This window comes from Thalassotalea hakodatensis, from assembly GCF_030295995.1.
Classification (GTDB): Bacteria; Pseudomonadota; Gammaproteobacteria; order Enterobacterales; family Alteromonadaceae; genus Thalassotalea_C; species Thalassotalea_C hakodatensis.
In genome coordinates, this window is record NZ_AP027365.1 from 4095494 (window position 1) to 4115346 (window position 19853).

At 38.4% G+C, this 19853-nt stretch carries 15 protein-coding genes; 6 read left to right on the top strand and 9 right to left on the bottom strand.

Translation table 11 applies throughout. The features are described 5' to 3' along the window. Positions 1-19: 19 nt before the first annotated feature. The 3 genes from QUE72_RS18180 to QUE72_RS18190 all read right to left on the bottom strand — a co-directional run bounded on the left by QUE72_RS18180 (position 20) and on the right by QUE72_RS18190 (position 4573). The gene (locus tag QUE72_RS18180; protein ID WP_286270574.1) at positions 20-3463 is read right to left on the bottom strand and encodes a hybrid sensor histidine kinase/response regulator; all 3444 of its coding nucleotides are present in this window, start codon (positions 3461-3463) and stop codon (positions 20-22) included. A 151-nt stretch (positions 3464-3614) separates the two neighbouring features. Continuing rightward, entirely contained in the window at positions 3615-4124 is a 510-nt protein-coding gene (locus QUE72_RS18185; protein WP_074499576.1) for a flavodoxin family protein, read from the bottom strand. Continuing rightward, entirely contained in the window at positions 4121-4573 is a 453-nt protein-coding gene (locus QUE72_RS18190) for a VOC family protein (RefSeq protein WP_286270576.1), read from the bottom strand. Before QUE72_RS18190 ends, QUE72_RS18185 begins: the two co-directional genes overlap by 4 nt. A gap of 231 nt (positions 4574-4804) precedes the next feature. Between QUE72_RS18190 and soxR the strand changes: the two genes are divergently transcribed. Then, positions 4805-5245, top strand: a complete 441-nt coding sequence (soxR, locus tag QUE72_RS18195) for a redox-sensitive transcriptional activator SoxR (RefSeq protein WP_286270578.1) — start codon at positions 4805-4807, stop codon at positions 5243-5245. An 80-nt stretch (positions 5246-5325) separates the two neighbouring features. On the opposite strand, the gene prsT is transcribed toward soxR, so the two are convergent. Beyond that, positions 5326-8127, bottom strand: coding sequence for an XrtA/PEP-CTERM system TPR-repeat protein PrsT (gene prsT / locus QUE72_RS18200; protein ID WP_286270579.1), 2802 nt, complete (start codon positions 8125-8127; stop codon positions 5326-5328). A gap of 210 nt (positions 8128-8337) precedes the next feature. On the opposite strand from prsT, the gene QUE72_RS18205 reads away from it, so the two are divergent. Beyond that, positions 8338-9060, top strand: coding sequence for a PEP-CTERM sorting domain-containing protein (locus QUE72_RS18205; protein ID WP_286270580.1), 723 nt, complete (start codon positions 8338-8340; stop codon positions 9058-9060). A 66-nt stretch (positions 9061-9126) separates the two neighbouring features. Here QUE72_RS18205 and QUE72_RS18210 read toward each other — a convergent pair whose 3' ends face one another. From QUE72_RS18210 to QUE72_RS18220, 3 genes are all read right to left on the bottom strand, one after another. Then, positions 9127-9567 (bottom strand): hypothetical protein, encoded by a 441-nt coding sequence (locus tag QUE72_RS18210; protein ID WP_286270581.1) that lies wholly within the window; start codon positions 9565-9567, stop codon positions 9127-9129. A 148-nt stretch (positions 9568-9715) separates the two neighbouring features. Continuing rightward, positions 9716-11455 (bottom strand): sodium:solute symporter family protein, encoded by a 1740-nt coding sequence (locus QUE72_RS18215; protein WP_286270583.1) that lies wholly within the window; start codon positions 11453-11455, stop codon positions 9716-9718. Next, complete coding sequence (locus tag QUE72_RS18220) at positions 11455-11706, bottom strand: DUF4212 domain-containing protein (RefSeq protein WP_074499571.1); 252 nt, start codon at positions 11704-11706, stop codon at positions 11455-11457. Before QUE72_RS18220 ends, QUE72_RS18215 begins: the two co-directional genes overlap by 1 nt. A gap of 283 nt (positions 11707-11989) precedes the next feature. Here QUE72_RS18220 and QUE72_RS18225 point away from each other — a divergent pair, with 283 nt between their 5' ends. The 4 genes from QUE72_RS18225 to QUE72_RS18240 all read left to right on the top strand — a co-directional run bounded on the left by QUE72_RS18225 (position 11990) and on the right by QUE72_RS18240 (position 16938). Continuing rightward, positions 11990-13843 (top strand): putative nucleotidyltransferase substrate binding domain-containing protein, encoded by a 1854-nt coding sequence (locus QUE72_RS18225; protein WP_286270584.1) that lies wholly within the window; start codon positions 11990-11992, stop codon positions 13841-13843. A 4-nt stretch (positions 13844-13847) separates the two neighbouring features. Continuing rightward, on the top strand, positions 13848-14546 hold the full coding sequence (locus QUE72_RS18230) for an exonuclease domain-containing protein (protein ID WP_074499569.1): 699 nt from the start codon (positions 13848-13850) through the stop codon (positions 14544-14546). Positions 14547-14636: 90 nt separating this feature from the next. Next, positions 14637-15656, top strand: a complete 1020-nt coding sequence (locus tag QUE72_RS18235) for an ABC transporter substrate-binding protein (protein ID WP_286270587.1) — start codon at positions 14637-14639, stop codon at positions 15654-15656. 10 nt (positions 15657-15666) lie between these two features. Further along, positions 15667-16938, top strand: coding sequence for a GGDEF domain-containing protein (locus QUE72_RS18240; protein ID WP_286270589.1), 1272 nt, complete (start codon positions 15667-15669; stop codon positions 16936-16938). Between the two features lie 12 nt (positions 16939-16950). Here the strand turns inward: QUE72_RS18240 and QUE72_RS18245 are convergent, their stop codons facing one another. Further along, positions 16951-18912 carry a methyl-accepting chemotaxis protein gene (locus tag QUE72_RS18245; protein ID WP_074499566.1) on the bottom strand — a complete coding sequence of 654 codons (1962 nt, stop codon included), beginning with the start codon at positions 18910-18912 and terminating at the stop codon, positions 16951-16953. A gap of 170 nt (positions 18913-19082) precedes the next feature. Then, positions 19083-19844: a class I SAM-dependent methyltransferase gene (locus QUE72_RS18250; protein WP_407704983.1), complete on the bottom strand. Its 762-nt coding sequence runs from the start codon at positions 19842-19844 to the stop codon at positions 19083-19085. Positions 19845-19853 lie beyond the last annotated feature (9 nt).

The window sequence follows — 19853 nt, forward strand, 5'->3', positions numbered from 1 at the left end:
CGTAGCGATAAAGTAACTTTTACGTTAAGTATTTATCTTGTAATTTCTTCGCTAACATGGCGCTCATCATTGCTCTTAGCGCTGCAGGTTTAACGAGCTTTCGCATAAAGCCAACATCTGCCGCCTTGGTTTTTTCTTCAATGTCTTCATCTGTAGTAGCAGTGATCAATATCGCTGGCAAATATTGATTCGATTGTTCTCTTAACGCTTGTATCAAGTCAAGGCCGTTATGATCATCATCGAGCTGATAATCTACCAATAATATTTCAGTATCATTATAGTGCTCTGCAAATAGTGCTTTTGCTTCTTGATAGGATGCCGCCGCCAATACATTACATTGCCACGCATTTAATAGCTCAACCATGCCACTTAGCACATCATGATCATTATCAATACACATCACGGTAATATCACTAAAACCTACATTAATTTGTGGTTTTTCTATGACTGGCTGAACATTTATTGCGGCCTTGTTTAGCCCAACAGTGAAACTACAGCCCTGTGAAAGTTTAGAGGTTAATCCGAGCTGATGTCCTAAAATATTTGCCAAGCTTTGAGTAATATTTAACCCCAAACCTAACCCTCTACTGCTACCAGATGTTTGTGGCGTGTTCAATTGGGTAAACTGTTCAAACACTATATTTTGTTTGTCTTCTGGAATGCCGGGGCCATTATCAGCCACTTGAATGGTCACTTTTTCGTCATGACACCTTGCCCCTAACAACACTTTTCCAGGACTTGCATAGCGAAACGCATTACCGATTAAGTTTTGTAAAATTCGGCGCAGCATATGTTTGTCTGAAAGCACCCATAACGAGGTTGCCGCAACACGAAAATCTACCGATAACTCTTGTGCTGATGCAGAAAACTCTTGGCTTAAATCGTTAAATAACGGTTGCAAGGGGAAGGCTTCAAAGTGTGCTTTAATGTTGCCACTTTCAATACGGGCAATTTCGCTTAAATCCGCTAAAAGATCATTCGCCACTTTCAATGAATGATCAATATTTTTCACTTGTCGCTGCTGAACTTCATTTAAGTTATCTTGGCTAGCAAGTGCCGAGGTAAAAAGTCTAGCAGCTTCTAGAGGTTGCATTAAATCATGGCTACAAGCCTTTAAATATAAGCTTTTTTTAATATGCGCTTGTTCTGCTTTTTCGCGTGCAAATTCTAACGCTTCATTGGCTTGCTCTAACTTTTGTGTTCGTTCTTGCACAACAGTTTCTAAATCGAAGTTTTCAGCTTTAAGCATTTGTTCTGCATGTCGATAAGCAGTAATATCAGAAAACATCATGACAAAGCCGCCATCAGGTAATGGATTACCTTCAATACGAATCACTTGCCCATTATCATGCTCTCGCTCTGAACTATGTGAACTCCCAGATCGTAAATAAGCAATACGTTTATTTACCTGTTGTTCAATATTACCTTCTCCTACTAAGCCTCGTGAAATGTTATAGCGGATCAATTTTTCGATTTTAACCCCTGCATAAATCAGTTCTTTCGGGTATTTAAAAATATCGAGGTATTTTTTATTCCACGCGACCAATTTTAAGTCTCGATCAACAATAGAAATCCCTTCACTAGCATTCTCAATCGCACTTTGTAATAAATGCTGTATCTGCTGTTGTTTTTGATTTGATGCATCCTCAACCAATACTGCTAGTTCATCTAGCGCAATATCTCTTCCATCCAGCGCTGACGAAATAACCAACTGTGCAGACGAAGATCCCATAACACTTGCCAAGGTATTTTCGGTATATTGCAATAAGCGCTGATTATACACAGCCAAACCTAATGCTCTTTTGTTGTGTTGTTGGTTAAATTGCGCAAAGCTATCCGCAGCTTTTTTAATCCCCACAAAACGGGAAACAAGTAATTCAAGTTCATGGCTATTAATTTTACGACTTTTACGTGAAGTTGCTTGCATATCAGGTAATTGCCATTCAAGAAATACAGAGGCTTGAACCCGTTCTTGAACACTTTGTCGGCTCATAATAGATAACGCCCACATCACCAGTACATTAATGCCCAAGCTCAATAAATTCGCGCTACTTTTAGCCGGTAAAATACCATCAGTAATTGGGGATTGGTAAAAGCCAAATTGAGGTAAAAAGTTTAGTAAAAGCCATAAAGTAAAACCCACTAATATACCGCCATACACACCTGTTAAACTAGCTCTTCGCCAATAAAAAGCAGCAACAAGGGCAGGGGTTAATTGTGCAAAAGCACCAAAGGCAATTTCACCTAAAGAACTTAACGTATCAGGCGAAGCAAGCAAGAAAACACCGTAGCCAAGTAATATCACCTTTAACACTAATAACTTACGAATTTTTAGTAATCGAGACCTAAAATTATCGTAATCTGTGTGACGCGTATTACTAGAGCGGAATATCATGGGAAAGACAATTTCATTGCTTAACATGGTACTTAATGCAATTGAAGAAATGATGACCATAGAACTAGCGGCAGATATTGCGCCCAAAAAAGCCACTAGCGTTAACCAAGTTTGTTCTTGTGTCCAAGGTAAGAAAAGCACGTAAGTATCGGCAGGAACTGAATCTCCTAACAATAAATCACCCGCTAAACCAAGGGGTGCCGCAAATAATGCAAAGACTAATAAATACAGCGGAAACACACGTCGACTCAGCCACGTATCTTTTTCATCTTTAAGTTCAACGACCATCACCTGAAATTGGCGTGGTAATGATAAAAAAGCTGCCATAACAATAATTAACATTGCTGACATAGATAATAGGTTAGGCGTATTGAAGTTTTGATATAACTGAATATTAGCCCCAGATTGGTGCCAAATTTCACTCGGCGAATCAAAAAGAACAAAACTGACAAATAAGCCAACGGCTAAGAAAGCAATAAGTTTGACTAAACTCTCAAACGCAATGGCAAGCATCACACCTGGATGGCGCTCAGTCACGTCTATATTTCTAATACCGAACATTACAGTAAAACCTGCCAGTACTAAGCTAACAATCAAGCCAAAGCCCCATGTACTCACTACGTTAGTGGCTTGCAGTTGTTGGAAAGAGTATACGATGGCTTTTAACTGAAGTGCGATATAGGGCATTGTGCCAATGAGTGCGACCAACGTAACAATTATGGCTAGATTATGTGATTTACCAAACCGAGAGGCGAGTAAATCAGCGATTGAGGTTAAGTTTAGTTTTAAACTGATACGAATAATGCGCTGAATAAAAGGCCAGAAAAATAAAAAAATAATGATAGGCCCTAAATAAATAGGAATATGCGATAAAAAATTACTTGATGCTTGGCCGGTCGTGCCTAAAAAACTCCACGATGTGCAGTAAACACCAAGTGAAAGCGCATAAATATATTTTTGTGCCTGCTTGGCTAATCGATGGCGATACTTATCACCCAAATAGGCAATAATAAACAACAACCCAATATAACTAATGCTGATCAGGGTTAACTGCCAATTAGGAAACATAACATCACTCAAAAAAACTATGAATAAGCTAAGTGTCTAAATATTAGATGATAAAAGCAATTAGATTTTGGTCTAATTGCTGTTCGGTTTTGGCCTTTTGCGCAAGAATAAACGCGAAAGATCAACAGGCCCTAGTTATATAATTTAACGCTTAATACTGTTTTAACGCCTGCGTTGTTTCGACAATATATTGTTCGAAATGCTGCTCTGATATCTCTTGCTGTATTACAGGTAAGTAATAATTCCCGATAAATCTCATGTCAAAGTAATCTGCTGTTAGTGCAAATGGTTCCACAAAGCAAGATGGTGCTACTTTTTCCGCCCCTGTTGAAATGAGGGCGTTTCGTTTATTTTTTAACGCTCTACCCAGCAGTTTTTCAATGGTGACCAAGTCAGTTAATCGATCAAAAAATACTTTCATTTGCGCTGACATCGCATACCAGTAGATAGGACTCGCATAAATAATGAGATCATACTGACATATTTGTTCAGCTAATTTGAGAAAGTCATCATCTTTATTTTTGTTTTGATAGTCATAATACGAAAATTGATAGTGAGACAAATTAATAATATCAGCAGGGAATGATAATGCTAACGCATTAGCACACTTAACGGTATTGCCATTATCTCGCGACGTTGCCACAATAATAACCGCTTTCATATTGTAACCCCCTGACTGCAATGCGTTGATTCTTGGTATGTATTTCTTTCTTGAGGAATATCGCTCAGGTATTCAACAAATTCAACTTCAAAACCATTAGGATCAACAAAATACGTATTTTTTCGCTGCGGTAATACTTCACCACTTTTTGTTCGTTCAAACCCAGCGGCTTTAAGACGATCAATTAATGCTTCCAGGTTTTGAGTAACAAAAGCAAAATGAGCTAAACCCACGCTATTCCCCTGTAAATCCCGATTGGCCCCTGTACCGCCGTCATTAAACGTTAAATATTGGTAGTCATCGCCAAAATGCAACCATTGCCTCGCGTTGCCATACCAAATTTGCGTATCACGCCCACGTATGCGCCAGTGTGGAAACGCAGCTTGGTAAAATTTCAGCGTTTCAGGAATACTTTTTACTACTAAATTAATATGTTCTAAATGTAGCATTACGCCTCCTTATTGGTTTATTTGATCGCCATCGTGTTATTAATCAAAGCTAAATAGTATGTCAAAAAGGCCGACAAGGGCTTAGTGTCATTGTGATCTGTAAATAGTTGATTTGGCATAGACATTATGCTTACTCCTGTTCTTGTGAATAACAACGCAAGCTTAAAACCTCAAGTTACATTGAGGTAAAGTGTTTTTTTGCTTATAGTGAAATAAAAGAAGGAGCTATTAATGCAAGAAGCAAATTTATCGGTAGGGCGTGTAGCCAAACGAGCGGGTGTTAAGGTATCCACCTTACATTTTTACGAAGCTAAAGGGTTGATAAAAAGTTGGCGAAACAATGGTAACCAACGACGTTATAAACCTGACGTATTAAGACGAATTTCAGTGATCAAAGCGGCACAAAAAATGGGAATTAGTTTAGAGGAAATAAAGCAAGCCTTTGCTGCGTTGCCAAAAAACCGTACGCCTAACACTCAAGATTGGCAACAATTAGCTAGCCAATGGCAGCAAACCTTAAATGAGAGAATTACTTACATGGAAAGGTTGCGAGATTATTTGAGCGGCTGTATTGGTTGTGGGTGTTTATCAATGAACAGCTGCCCGCTTTATAACCCCGAAGACACCTTAGGCGACGCAGGCTCTGGCCCGGTTATTTTAGATAAAAAATAACAAAAATAGAGCCAAAAAGCAGCACAATCATACTTACCGCATAGCACGAAATGCTACTTTACTTTGTGCATATAGCACTATTAACGATTATTTTTAATCAACGCTTCTAACAGTGTTTTGGCTTCAGGTTTTTGCAAAAAGGTTTGTTGGCCATTCACCACTTCAGCTAATATGTTCATAGCTTCTCTATTCCTCTCTAATGAAACTAAGGCTTGCGCTAAATGAAATTTAATATCTGGCCTGTTTTTATCGATCACTAACGCTTTTCGATAATACGGGAGCGCTGCTTGATATTCAGACATAGCATGCAGAACAAGTCCTAAGGTATCTAATGTGTCTGTTTGCTTTGGATTTAACGCTAAAGATTGCTCAGCATACCGTTTCGCTTTTACGTAATCACCAAGTTGGTATGCTGAATATGCCGCATTATTATAAACCGTATGGTCAGGATAATTTGGCATAATCGTTTCGTATGTTATTAAAGCTTGCGTCCAATTAAGCTCTTTAATAAATAGCTCTGCTTGGGTCATCATTAATAATGGATGTTCAGAATGCAGCGCTAAACGACTCTTTAAATAGGTTTGTGCTTGCTCCTTTTTTCCTTGAGCCAGCAATACATGTATTTTGCCTACTTGAGCTTCTGGGTATAGCGCTTCAACTTGGTTAAATTGCGCCATTGCTAAAGATAACTTTTGTTGACTTAATAAGTTTTGACCATAAAGCAACGTAATTTCGTTATGTTCAATTGTTTCTTGGTACCTTTTGATCACCTTAATTGAATCATCAATCCTACCCAGTGTGCGAAAATATCGTGCTAACGCTAGCACCGTTGACTTATCAGAATGCCATGCTATTGCTTTTTGATATTCATTAATGGCGTCTTTCACATTAAAAGATAACGCGTAAATTGTCGCAATTTTAAGATGTAGTGTTGCTTTATCAGCAGAGCTTATCGGTAGTCTTATACCAGTCTTTATTACCTGTAATGCCTCTACTTTTTGCTCTAACCCTAAGTAAAGATCAGCCAATAATAAATACATTGCTATTTCTTTTTGCTGAACTTTCAAAAACGCTTTTGCCACATCTACTGCTTTATCAAGTTGTTTTTGTTCAACTAAAAGAGAAATATAATGTTTTGTGATCTGATAGTTCTCTGGTGCTAGTTGGTACGCCTGTAGTAGTTTCTCTCTGCTTTGTTGCAAGTCATTAAGTTGTCGGTAGAACTTAGCAAGTACAAAAGCGAGTTCTGCATTCGTATTTTTTTGTAATTGCTGCGTTGTAAAGCTAATTGCTTTATCAGTCGCACCACTATGAAATAAGATTTCAGCTTTAGTGGTTATAGCAGGAATGAGCGTTGGTTCTTTAGCAAGCGACTGTTCAACAAATCTTAACGCTTCATCTCTATGATTTAATGCAAGATGAATTAACCCGTGTTGATATAAAGCTTCTGCTGTAGGTTTTTTCTCCACTATTTTATTGGAAATAATTAATGCTTGTTCAAACTTATGTTGAGCTACTAACGATTCAAACAAAACAGGTTCAAGAATCGCGATACTTTCCGCATCTTTATATTGTTCATTTATCGCAATATTAAGTAATTCTTCAGCTTGTTGAGGTTGCTCATTTACAATTAAAGCCTTTGCGATTTGCACATCAAAAAGCGGGGTATTGCTGGCTAATGATTTTGCTTGCTTAAAATAAAAAAGTGCTTTTTCTTTGTTTTCTAAAATAAGGTATGTTGTACCTAATAAAGAATGAATAGCGGCGTCTTCAGGGTATTCAAGATTTGCTTTTTTTAGTGTACTAAGCGCTGTCATGTAATTACCAAGACCAAAATCTATCGAAGCACTTAGCCTTAAAGCACGGTAACTCATTTCATCCACCATCAAAAACTGTTGTAGATAACCTTTAGCTACCGCTAAATTGCCTTGTAAAAATGCTGTATAACCCGCTAAATAATAGTAACTAGGAAACTGTTCTAAGGCTTTATCGTCTAAATTCTCCAGAATTTGTGAAATATTATTTAAAACATTATTAGCAGTACTGGTCTTCTGCTGCTGAGCAACAACAATCGCCTTTAGAAATAATGCTCTAGGTTCATTAGCAACTTGATTAAGGATCTGTTCTAAATCTTCATCAGCAGCCACAAAATTGTGCAGTTCTACAAAAATACTTGCACGCAAAAATAAACTAGACAAATCCTGAGAATATTCAGCTAATGCTTTATTAACAAACGACAATGCCTGATCCAATTTACCTTGTTGATAAAGTATATTCGCCTTCATTACATAAGCCTTTAACGGCGGAAAATAACTTGATAACACATCGTCAAGCAAGCTAACCGCTCTAGCAGCATTATGCTCAATCAAGTTGACCTGCGCTAAACCAAGCTTAGCGTACAAATTACCTGGGTTTTTAGAAAGTGCTTGTTTGAAGGTTTTTCTAGCGATTTTATGATGTCCTAAGCCAATTTGAGCGAGACCTTGCTCAACATAAAATTTCTCAGAAACATCAACACTATTTTCAAGAGTTTCCAACACTTGTAAGCTCTTATTATATTGGCCTTGAAGAGTATATGCCTTGGCATACATCAATGTTAGTTCAGCGTTATTTAGACCCATACGTTGAGCATCTTTTAATTCAGTCTCGGCTAAATGACCTTTACCTTGCGCTAAATACACTTTTATCAATAAAAGCTTAGCCGCCATATGTTCTTTGTTTTCGAGCAGCAAGTTTTTAAGGTAAATTTCAGCATTGTTGTATTGATGTGTTTGATAAGACTTTTCAGCCGCTTCATAGTTTGAGTCAGAACCTTGAGCTTTATCTGTACCCAAAAAAAGCCACAAAAATAAAGCTGACAAAAGAATATAAGGAGAGCGCATATCATCCTTGTTGTATAGGATTAAACTTACTATTTAGCATATATTAATTTAGCTATCGATTGTCAGCATTTTTTACGTTTTTATACTGTTCATTTTCAACGAACTCACCAAGGGACTGTTTTTGTTAACAAAAAATAACAAGGCACTTTTCTTGCATTTATGTACAATATAATGATGACGTTGTTGTCATACCTATATTTGGAACTAATTATGAATGTTTTAAAAATTGTCGGCGCCTCCTTATTGATCGCATTATTCTCTTCTTCTAGTGCAGTAGCAGGATTAACCACGGTTGCCACCTTTATTGATGCAAAAAATGACTGTAAAGGTTTTTTTGATAACACTTCAAGTATTGGCATTAGTAATACAAGCGGCAATGGCTTTGGTAATTGCCAAATTTATTCGCAAGACGAAAATGGTGTAAAGCACAACATGGCTTGGGTTTTAGCCAAATTCGATGGTGAAAGTCGAGATTTTGAGGAAGGAAATAAATTTAAATCTGATACTCGAAGAGCGAACTGGAACTTCCAAAACAGGCCTCGCAAACGTAAACCTGGAAATGGCTCAAGCGGTACTTGGAATTTTGATAACGATAAAGTCGATATATTTTATTGGCTAGCAAAAGCAGGTACAGGTTTTAACCTTTTTTGGACTGTTGACGACAGCACTATTAATTCTGGAATATGTACCCCTTTTAATGGCACAAATGCTTCGGTATTTTCAACAAATCTCAATTTAGATTGTATGAGTGCTGCTGTAGCTGTTAACGAAGGTGTTTATTTAACGCCAAGTGAAAAAGGGTTATCACACCTCACTTTCTTTGGAAACACTTCCACGGTACCTGTGGTAGTACAAGTTTCAGAGCCCGGTATACTGCTAATATTTAGTTTAGGAATTACAGGGTTATTTTTTGCTCGAAGACAGCGAAAATAATTCTAATATCGCTTAATATCCCTTTATATTCTCGTTTAAAAAATGCTCAACAACCTGTTGGGCATTTTATTTGGCCGTTTGTGTATAAAATTCAGCGATGTATTTACCGCCTTTTATTTCGCCAATAAACCGTAATTTTAGTTTGTCACCTTTGTTAGGTATCAACGCACCTATATCCGTTTCGCGTTTCCAATAATAAGGCGTTTCTTTCATGCCTAATTGGTAGCCTGTGGGGTTATTCGCTTTATCCACCGTAAAGAGTGTTGCGGTATCAAGTGGAAACGTAGAATTTACCGTGGTAGTACCGTTATCATGCATAACGTTGATTTCAAACTCGCCTGATTGCAACACACACTTTTGATTTATCACATCACAATGGCCAAAAGGCTGCATTTGGTACAAGCGTAGATCACTCGCTTGATCTTCTAAATACAAATCTGATAACACATAACCACCTAATATAAGAAAGGGAGCCAGTAAAATGGCAAGTTTGGTGTGACGGTTCATCCATTCATCCTATTTTTATATATAAAATTTGTGTTAATACAACCTAATAATGTCCCTAGTATTAGCACAAATATTCTAACAATTTAACGAAATAGAAAAGCTTCTACCCATACAAGTAGAAGCTTTTGATTAATGCGCGAGCATTTAATTAATGGTCATGAGCTGCCGAAATACCACCATGCGGCGTACGGAAGTTGGTAACCAAGTCTTGAATTTCTTGTGGTGCTGGACCTGTCGCTTTAAGCACGATAAACGCCACGGTAAAGTTAACTAATGCACCTACAGAACCAAAAGCATTAGGTGAAATACCGAAGAACCAGTTTGGTTCCATGTCTCCTAAGAAAGCACTTGGAGCATAAAACATAATACCTTTGTGCTGGAATACATAAAGCATAGTGACACCGATACCCGCACACATGCCAGCTATCGCTGCTTTACTGTTCATTTTCTTAGAGAAAATACCCATCATTAGCGCTGGGAAAATACTTGATGCCGCCAAACCAAAGGCTAACGCCACCGTTCCCGCGGCAAATCCAGGTGGATTCAACCCGAGATAACCGGCCACTATTATGGACAAGGTCATCACTATTCGGCTTGCTAACAGCTCATTTTTCTCTGACATGTCAGGCACGAGCACCCCTTTCATCAAGTCATGAGATATCGCCGACGATATTGCCAATAACAAACCAGCGGCGGTAGACAGTGCCGCCGCTAAACCACCGGCAGCAACAAGTGCAATCACCCAATTAGGTAAGTTTGCAATAGCAGGGTTAGCCAAAACCATAATGTCTTGGTCAACTTTTACCATTTCATTGGTTGTTTTGTCTGCCGTATATTGCACTTTACCGTCGCCATTCTTATCTTCAAACTTCAATAGACCGGTTTTTTCCCAATCTTTAAACCATTGAGGGCGCTCAGCATATTCAAGATTTTGTCCTGCTGCGGGCTCAATAGTATTCATTAAGTTAAAACGTGCCATTGCGCCAACTGCCGGCGCAACTGTGTAAAGTAACGCGATAAATACAAGTGCATAACCTGCTGACTGACGTGCCGCTTTTACTGAAGGTACCGTAAAGAAACGCATAATTACGTGTGGTAAGCCTGCCGTGCCAATCATTAACGACAAGGTATAAGCAATCATTTCTGTGTAACCGCTCATATTGGCCGTTGTATACTCTTTAAATCCTAGGTCAGTGACCACCATATCCAACTTATCGAGCAAGTAAACGCCACTGCCATCTGATAAGGTTGAGCCTAAGCCGAGTTGTGGAATTGGATTACCCGTTAATTGTAATGAGATGAAGATTGCTGGAATGGTATATGCGGTGATCAACACCACGTATTGGGCGATCTGCGTATAAGTAATGCCTTTCATACCACCTAAAGTGGTGTAAACAAATACCACAAACATACCAATGTATAGGCCAGTGTCATATTCTACTTCTAAAAAGCGAGAGAACGCTACACCAACACCTTTCATTTGGCCGATTATGTAAGTTAAAGAAGCTATGATCAAACAAACTACCGCTACAATACGCGCTGTACGTGAATAAAACCTATCACCAATAAACTCTGGTACGGTAAATTTACCATGTTTACGCATATACGGCGCTAAACACAGCGCTAGTAATACGTAACCACCCGTCCAGCCCATAAGAAATACCGAACCACCGTAACCTAAAAAGGCAATTAAGCCAGCCATAGAGATGAACGATGCAGCACTCATCCAGTCAGCACCAATTGCCATACCGTTTTGTAGTGGCGTAATACCGCCGCCTGCTGCGTAAAATTCACTCGTAGAACCTGCTCGAGCCCACCAAGCAATTAAAAAATATAAACCGAAGGTGCCACCTACTGCGATCCATGTATAGAGTTTTAACTCATCCATTACGCGTCCTCCACATTATATTTTTTATCAAGGTCGTTCATTTTCTTACCGTACCAGAAAATGAGACCAACGAAGGTATAGATAGAGCCTTGTTGTGCAAACCAGAAACCCAGTTTGTAACCACCTAGACGAATGGTATTCAATGGCTCAACCAATATTAAGCCGAATCCGAATGACACCACGAACCAGATAGCAAGACAGATAAAAATCAGGCGCAGATTTTCTGCCCAATATGAATTTTTGTCTTCCATTGTTTTCTCCTAGCATTGAGCTTTAGAGCCCATTATTAATGCGCATTTTTTAATTTTTTTGCGCTTTTAATACCTGTTGTTTTTATCGTTAGTTTTATAATGCTTCTTACTTTATAAATAGAAATGACACAATAAAACTAAACTAAGATACACACTAACAAGGTTTTTTTTGCCGAGGTATTACACTTTAGTCTAGGGGGTGACGATCTTAGTTGACCAAACACCTAAAAATGCACTACAACAGACTAAGATTTCACATGATGATTTTATATAGGGAACAATCATGGATAATGAAATAGCCGAAGTTCGTGACTTTATTCAAGCCATTCCTCCTTTTGATCAACTACCATTAAACAAAATTCAATCATTAATAAGCGCTATTCGAATTTGTTACATCAAACAGAAGCAAACACTTCCACCAAGCCAGTGTGAGCAAAATTCACTGTTCATTATTCGCAAAGGTGCTCTTGCATATTTCGATAAAAATAATGAATTAACTGGAAAATATTGTGAAGGCGATATATGCACTGCTTTTTGCCAAACAAAAAATAGCAAAGACATAACAGTAAAAACCGAAGAAGATACGCTTGCGTACTGTATTCAATATCAAACATTGCAAGAAATTATTCGCCAATACCCTGCGGTGATTAATTTTTTTCAAGATAGCTCGGCACAAAGATTAAAGAGTAAGATGTCACAACTCAATGAGGATGCTATTTTAACATCATCGTTAATGAACACTGATATCAGCCAGTTTTACCACAGCCCGGTAGCCACTATTACGGAAAACACATCAATTCAACAAGCGGCAATTGAAATGACTACGTTAGGTTTTTCATGTTTGGTTGTTACTTCCAACGATACTGATCGCGTGCCAGTTGGTATAGTGACCGATAAAGATTTACGACAACGATGTATTGCTAAAGGGTTAAATTTTTCATTGCCTGTTAGTGAAGTAATGACCAAAAACATGTTGACGATTAATGAAGGAAGTCGCGCTTATGATGCGCTTATGTTGATGACGGCTAAACGCATTCATCATTTACCCGTTTTACAACATCATAAACTCGTAGCCATGGTGACTATTACAGACTTAATGAACCATGAAAGTCAAAATGCCGTTAACTTAACTCACCTTATTCGTAAAGCAAGTTCATTAGAAGAATTAACACAAATTAGTAAATTGTTACCTAAGCTACAAATTAAAATGGCCAAGCTAGGCACCACAGCAGATCATGTAGGAAAAAGCATCAGCGCGATCACATCAGCTTTTACCATAAGGTTAATAGAGCTGGCTGAGCAGCAACTAGGTAAAGCTCCTGTCAGCTTTGCTTGGTTAGCAGCAGGTTCACAAGCTCGAGAAGAGCAATTTGCCCATTCCGATCAAGACAATGCATTAATTATCAGTAATGACATGAAACCAGAACACGACCAGTGGTTTTTAGCTTTAGCCACGTTTGTTTCTGATGGACTAGCTACTTGTGGCTTTATTTATTGCCCAGGCGACATTATGGCGACCAATCAGCAATGGCGTCAAACTCAAAAAGTTTGGCATGAATATTTCAATAATTGGGTGAATACTCCTAGCCCTCAAGCGCTACTAAATAGTAGTGTTTTTTTCGATTTAACCACGGTTCACGGCAATGAAGAATTATTAAACGAGGTAAGAACACAGCTGTTAACTAAAACGAAAAAAAGCACACTTTTTCTCGCGCATTTATCAAAAAATGCACTGTTAAATAGACCACCATTAGGATTTTTTAGGGACTTTGTATTAATAAAAGACGGAGAAAACAAACGCGTACTAGATTTAAAACACAATGGTATCGCTCCAATTGTTGATTTGGCGCGAATTTACGCATTAAGCCAAGGTATTACGGCAACCAATACCATTGAACGCCTTAAACAAACGGCTGGCACACCTGCCTTAACGAAATCTTCTGCAGCGAATTTAATCGACGCTTTTGAGTTTTTGTCATTATTACGAATGGAGCATCAAGCTAAAAAGCTGGCAGCTAACTGTCAAGCTGACAATTTTTTAGCGCCAAAAGATATCTCAAAATTAGAGCGAGAGCATTTAAAAGACGCTTTTAAAGTGATTAAAACATTGCAAGACGCTAGACAGTCGAGTTATTAATCTCATGTGGCGTCATCAGTTTTTATTCAATTGGTATTTTGGTTTAGAGATAGCACGGAAAAAAGCCTTTTTATCGGCACCCGCTGGCCCATTAAAAGACTACCTTTCAGTTCCATTTCCTGCACTAGATACACCTGTAAATGCGCTCAACGTAATTGCGCTTGATTTTGAAACCACAGGCCTTAATGCAGTAAAAGACAAACTATTAAGTGTTGGACATGTAGAAATCAATCAACAACAAATTTTGCTCGGTAGCAGTTACCACCAAATTATCAACACGCAGCGTGAATTAGTCGCTGACAATGTAGTGATCCATCAAATAACCGATCAACAACAACAACAGGGGAAGCCTTTAGCACAGGTCATTGAGCAACTGTTAAGTACCATTGCTGGCAAACCACTGTTAGTACACTATGCTCGCATCGAAAAACAATTTTTACAACAAGCCTGCCTGGCGCTTTATGGTATGGCTCCTCCTTTGCCAATTATAGATACATTATTATTAGCCAAAAGGCGCTTAGATAAACGCGATGTAGCATACGACCCATCAGAACTCAGATTAAGTGCGCTACGAAAACACTACCATTTACCTCACTATCAAGCACACAATGCTCTAAGTGATGCCATAGCCACAGCAGAACTATTTTTAGCTGAAAGCCAACATCATTATGCTCACGCTACACTTAAAGATGTATTGAGCTAGCTTATACATATTTTAAAATATTTGTAATAACGCTGTTTAACAAAATAGATCAGCTATACTTACGTGAAAACACCAATATGAGACAAGGATTTGAAGCATCGTTGGCGTACAGCCGTTATGGTAATTGCAGCACTAGGATGTGTATTTATACTGCTATTGAAGTACATAGATAATAACAATGTCACTCAACAACACTCCGTAAACGTCGCTGTTTCCCTAACACCACTATCAGCACCATTTTATGTTGCTAAGGCTATCGACGCCTTTGATAAACAGTGTAATTCCGTTAACTTTGTAGATGTTGTGGGTGGGAAGCGTGCTTTTGATCTAGTATCATCAGGGCACGTTGAGTATGCCACCTCATCCGATTCTGTTATTGCCTATCAAAGTTTACACCACACACCATTAGTTACTCATGCTATGTTTGTACAATCAGATAACGACATTAAGCTACTCAGTAATAAAGCGGCATATATCCGAGATATTAAACACTTAGCAGGTAAAAAAGTCGGTGTTACGTTAGGAACGGCAGGCGAATACTTTCTCACGGCTTTGCTCGCACTAGAAGGGTTAACACTTGAAGATATCATGGTAAAGAATTATTTACCTGACGACCTGCACAGCGCAATATTAGCCGAACAAGTTGATGCTATTGTTTCTTGGGAGCCCTATGCCTTTCAAACAATCCAAATCATGGGCGAAGATATTAAATTACATCAAACAAAAAACTTAAATTCGTTAAGCTTTAATCTTATTTCTACTAATAGGCAAGCAGAAGATATTACAACTACACGCTGTTTATTAGCCGGGTTAATTAAAGCTACAGAGTTTATCGCCATTCAACCTAAAAAAGCCAAAGCAATTGTTAAAAATAAACTAAACGTTGAACAAGCTTTTATCGATTGGGTATGGCGCGATTATATTTTCAAAGTTGGCTTAGACAATTCGTTATTATTAAGTATTGAGGCGCAAGCAATGTGGGCATTTGAGCAACACTTATTATCATCCAAAGACACGGAACCTTTGACCGCTCATAACCAGTATAAAAGTTATATTGATGTAAGAGCGTTGTCACAAATAAACCCTCAGTTAGTTAACATTTATTTTTAACAGGTAACACATGACAACAGCATTAATACAACGTGTTTCATATTTCGCCATAGGGTGTTGTTTTGTCTTTTTTCTTATTATCTTTAGCGTACTTTTTGCTTATCAAAGCATTACTTTAGCAGCCCAAAGAGAAGCCTTTGCTCAACGTATTGAAAGTCATACAGATATCCTTAAGCAAGTCATTTTAAGTAAACAATTATTTGTTAAAAATAACGATATTGACGAGTGGCTAAATTACCATAATCAATTAGAAGAAATACTCAGTACAGCGCCAGAAATGACCGCGAAACAACAAGTTATATTGAACAGCATTCAAAGCCGGAACCTAAACCTCAAAGCATTATTCGAAAAACAAACACAAGAGCAGTTTAATAATGCTAACAAAATTCTACAGAACCATTTTAACGCAAGATTATTAACCCAGCTTGAATCTATTCGAGCAGATGCCGTTAATTTGTCAGTAGATGTTCAAGAAAATATCCGCGACACCGTTGAACATAAGTTCATGCTCATAGCAATTGTACTGTTATTATCATTAAGTACATTAACATTTACCGCGATAAAACTTCGGCGCATTCTAAAAACATCCCTTACGGAAGTAGACAGCGCCATAACACATAATGCTACCGATGACTTTCAAAAAATTGAGTTAACTTACCCTTCTGAAGAATTTGAGAGTATCGTACAGCACTTTCAAGAAATGAATAAAAAACTGCAAGAAAACAGTATTTCCATTGATGCCATGCAACAAATTATTGCAAAAAGAACCGAAGTATTGGAAGAGATGACCCGAACCGATCCGCTCACAAAAGTGGCAAATCGGCGTGCTATTTATGAGCGCGGGGCATTAGAATATTCTCGCAGTAAGCGCGCTTCTTTAGCACTAACCGTTATGCTTTTTGATTGTGATTTCTTTAAAAAAGTCAATGATGAATACGGTCACTTTTGCGGTGATGAATTACTTAAACATCTATGCCATGTTTGCCAATCAGAAATTCGAGTCGTGGATTTTCTAGGGCGATATGGCGGAGAAGAATTTATTGTTATCCTGCCAAATTGCGATAACAGCGGGGGTATTGAAACGGCAAAGCGAATTCAACAACAGCTTGCTATTCAACCATTAGTGTTTAAAGGGCAAGAAGTTTTTGTCACACTGAGTATTGGTATCTGTTCGTTAACTTCAAACCATAAAGACTTCGAACAACTGGTCAATGATGCAGATCAAGCCATGTATCGTGCAAAGCATAATGGCCGAGATCGTATCGAAGTGTTTGCCGCTTAAACGTATTACTCACTAACTTAACTCTTGCTCGCTATTCATCACAATACGCAATGTTTGATTGATGTCATTTACTTGACCATTAACATCTTTCACAATTTTGTCTGCAAGTGTTCGAGAATGCATTACTTCATTTTGCACACTTTCCATCGCTTGTTCAAATTCAACAAAGTGACTTCGTTGTTGATTAATTTGAGCCAATGCATCTTCCGCTACATTCGCTGAAGTGATTGCTTGCTCAACCACATTTTCAGCATTTTCTTTTAATAGCGCCGCGATATCTTTTTGTTGGTGAGACGCATTTTCAATACCGTAAATGTTATTTTCTAAGGTCGAACTTGCCTGGTTTAACTGCTCTAAACGTTTACTAACTTGGTTAAGTGACTCTTGCGTTTTACCCGCTAACTGACGTACTTCATCAGCAACTACCGAAAAGCCTCTACCATGTTCACCCGCACGTGCGGCTTCAATTGCTGCATTTAATGCCAGTAAATTGGTTTGATCAGCGATTGAACTGATCACATCAACAATTGAACCCACACTTTCTACCGATTGCGACAGAGATAGAATAGCTTCCTTACCTGCACTTGCAGCTTGATTAGTTTGCTCACTTGCAGTCAAGACTTCATGCACTTTGGCTTGGCTATCATTCATCGCTTGTTCTGTCGTTTTTGCATTATCTACAACTTGTTGTGACAACGTATTAACGTTATCAGTCACACGTGATAAGGCATCCATAACCTGCACTACATCGGTTAAATGCTGATCGGTACTCGCAGAGGATTCTAAAATATTACCCGCTTGGTTTTCCATGGTTTTCATTGCTGTCGACACTAAATTTAATTGCTGTGCTTTTTGTTTATCTTCTTGAGCAAGTTTTGACACCATTTGATTAAAGCTATGTGAAATTTCACCAAGCTCCGTTTTTAAAGGTATACCCGTTATGTTGTCAACACGGCCTTCGTTTACCAGCGTCACAAAGCTATCGCGAAGTTTACGTAGCGGATTTAACACTACGCTCCGCGTTAACCAATAATTAGCTGCTAAAAAAAGGATTAGAAATGATAGCAGTCCAATAACAATATAAGACAACTGTTGATTCACCTGCTTTTGCGCCTGCGTAATTTCAGCTTCGCCATTTATAATAATATTTTCAAGGTCATCAACTTGATTACTCAGCAACTTCAAACCTTCTTGGCGTTGCTGTTCATTATCTAACGTATTGCTCAATTCAATATGATAACGCCTGATCAAAGATGTTAGCTCAGACAATGCATCTTCGCTCATATCTTCTTTATCATCCTCATCGGCAAAAAAGTCATCTTCATCACCGCTATCATCACTGTAAATTTCTAATAATGGCTTTGTCGAAAGTTGATCAACTAAATCTTTGAGTGCTTGAAGTGGAAACGATAATGAATCACTGTTGGCTTTCTGTTGAGCAAACATGTTTTCTCTACTGTCCACTAAATCAAATAAAGCAGTCGCTAAACGATTGGTTAATTGTAAATAAGCTTGCTTGTTCGCGGCATCTAGTACTTCAGTTTGTTCTACATAACCAGCTAGCTGCTGATTAATCGCTGAAATACCTCGTTCGCCATTGCGCAATAGAGCAAGAGGGTCTCCACTTAATTTGCCCATTGCACGATATTTAGTTGCGATTTCTTTTTTAAGACCCCTTGCCTTAGTTGTAATGCCAGCAGCAAGCTGAGATAACGACAACTGCTCAGCGTTGATAATAATATCATCAAGAATAGCTTCAGCTTCGGTCAATTGACTAGCATCTCCAGACTCTAAATACCGTCTAACCGTACGACTAAAATTAACCGTAATTAATGATTTTAACTGCTGGTACTGATCATATTGCTTTCTACTTTGTGACAGTGATTCACTCACTTGATACATCGTCGCAAGAAAAATAACAGCAAAAGCACTGATTGCAATGACGGAAGAACGGGAAAAAGTAGAGACGCGCACAACATTACCTACAACTATAATAAGTGAGTAGGCATTCTCGTTAAGTATTATGACAATTAAGTTACAAAAAAATGACACTTTTATGTCAAAAGGTCATTATAGATTCATTCCGTCACATTAATATGACAGCTTTATGATAACGCTGGCAAACAAAACAAATTACAATTGATTTAATTAATTTCAGCCTTTGGAATAGCGCGATTTACATAAACATCAAAACGGTTTTTCTTCATTTTAATACTGGTAGATGGCTTTTTTGAGGCTAAGTTTTCTGCATAGCTAGGACGCTTCACAACAACACGATATTGCGCGATATCTAGGGCTGGTGCTAATAAAGCATCGCTGTCTACGTCTTCACCGACGAGTGATTGAAACACGCGCATTTCTTTTTTAACCGCGGCAGACTTTTCCCTATGAGGGTACATTGGATCTAAATAAACCACATCAATATCACTTTCGTGTGTCATATTATCAATAGATGAAGCAAACATTAGTGACATACGATCAGTAATGTCATTCACATCAACACTCAAAGCCGCGCGCTGTAAGCCATCGTCAAGTAATGCAGCAACCACAGGGTTACGCTCGATCATTTTTACTTCGCAGCCTAGTGTTGCTAATACAAAAGCGTCTCGGCCTAAACCTGCGGTTGCATCTAACACGCATGGGGTAAAGCCATGCTTTAAACCGACTGCTTTTGCAATGTCTTGCCCACGGCCACCTCCAAATTTACGGCGGTGTGCGGTTGCGCCTGAGACAAAATCAACCGCAATTGCACCAAGCTTTGGTTCATCGAGTTTGATCAACTCTAGGCGTTGAATATTGACTTGTAACAAAAATATAAGCGAAGGAAAGTTTACTGCCGACGCAACGTCGCCAATATAATCAAAACCCCATTTGGCAGCGATTACTTTTGCTTTTTCAGCATCTATTGAATCAAC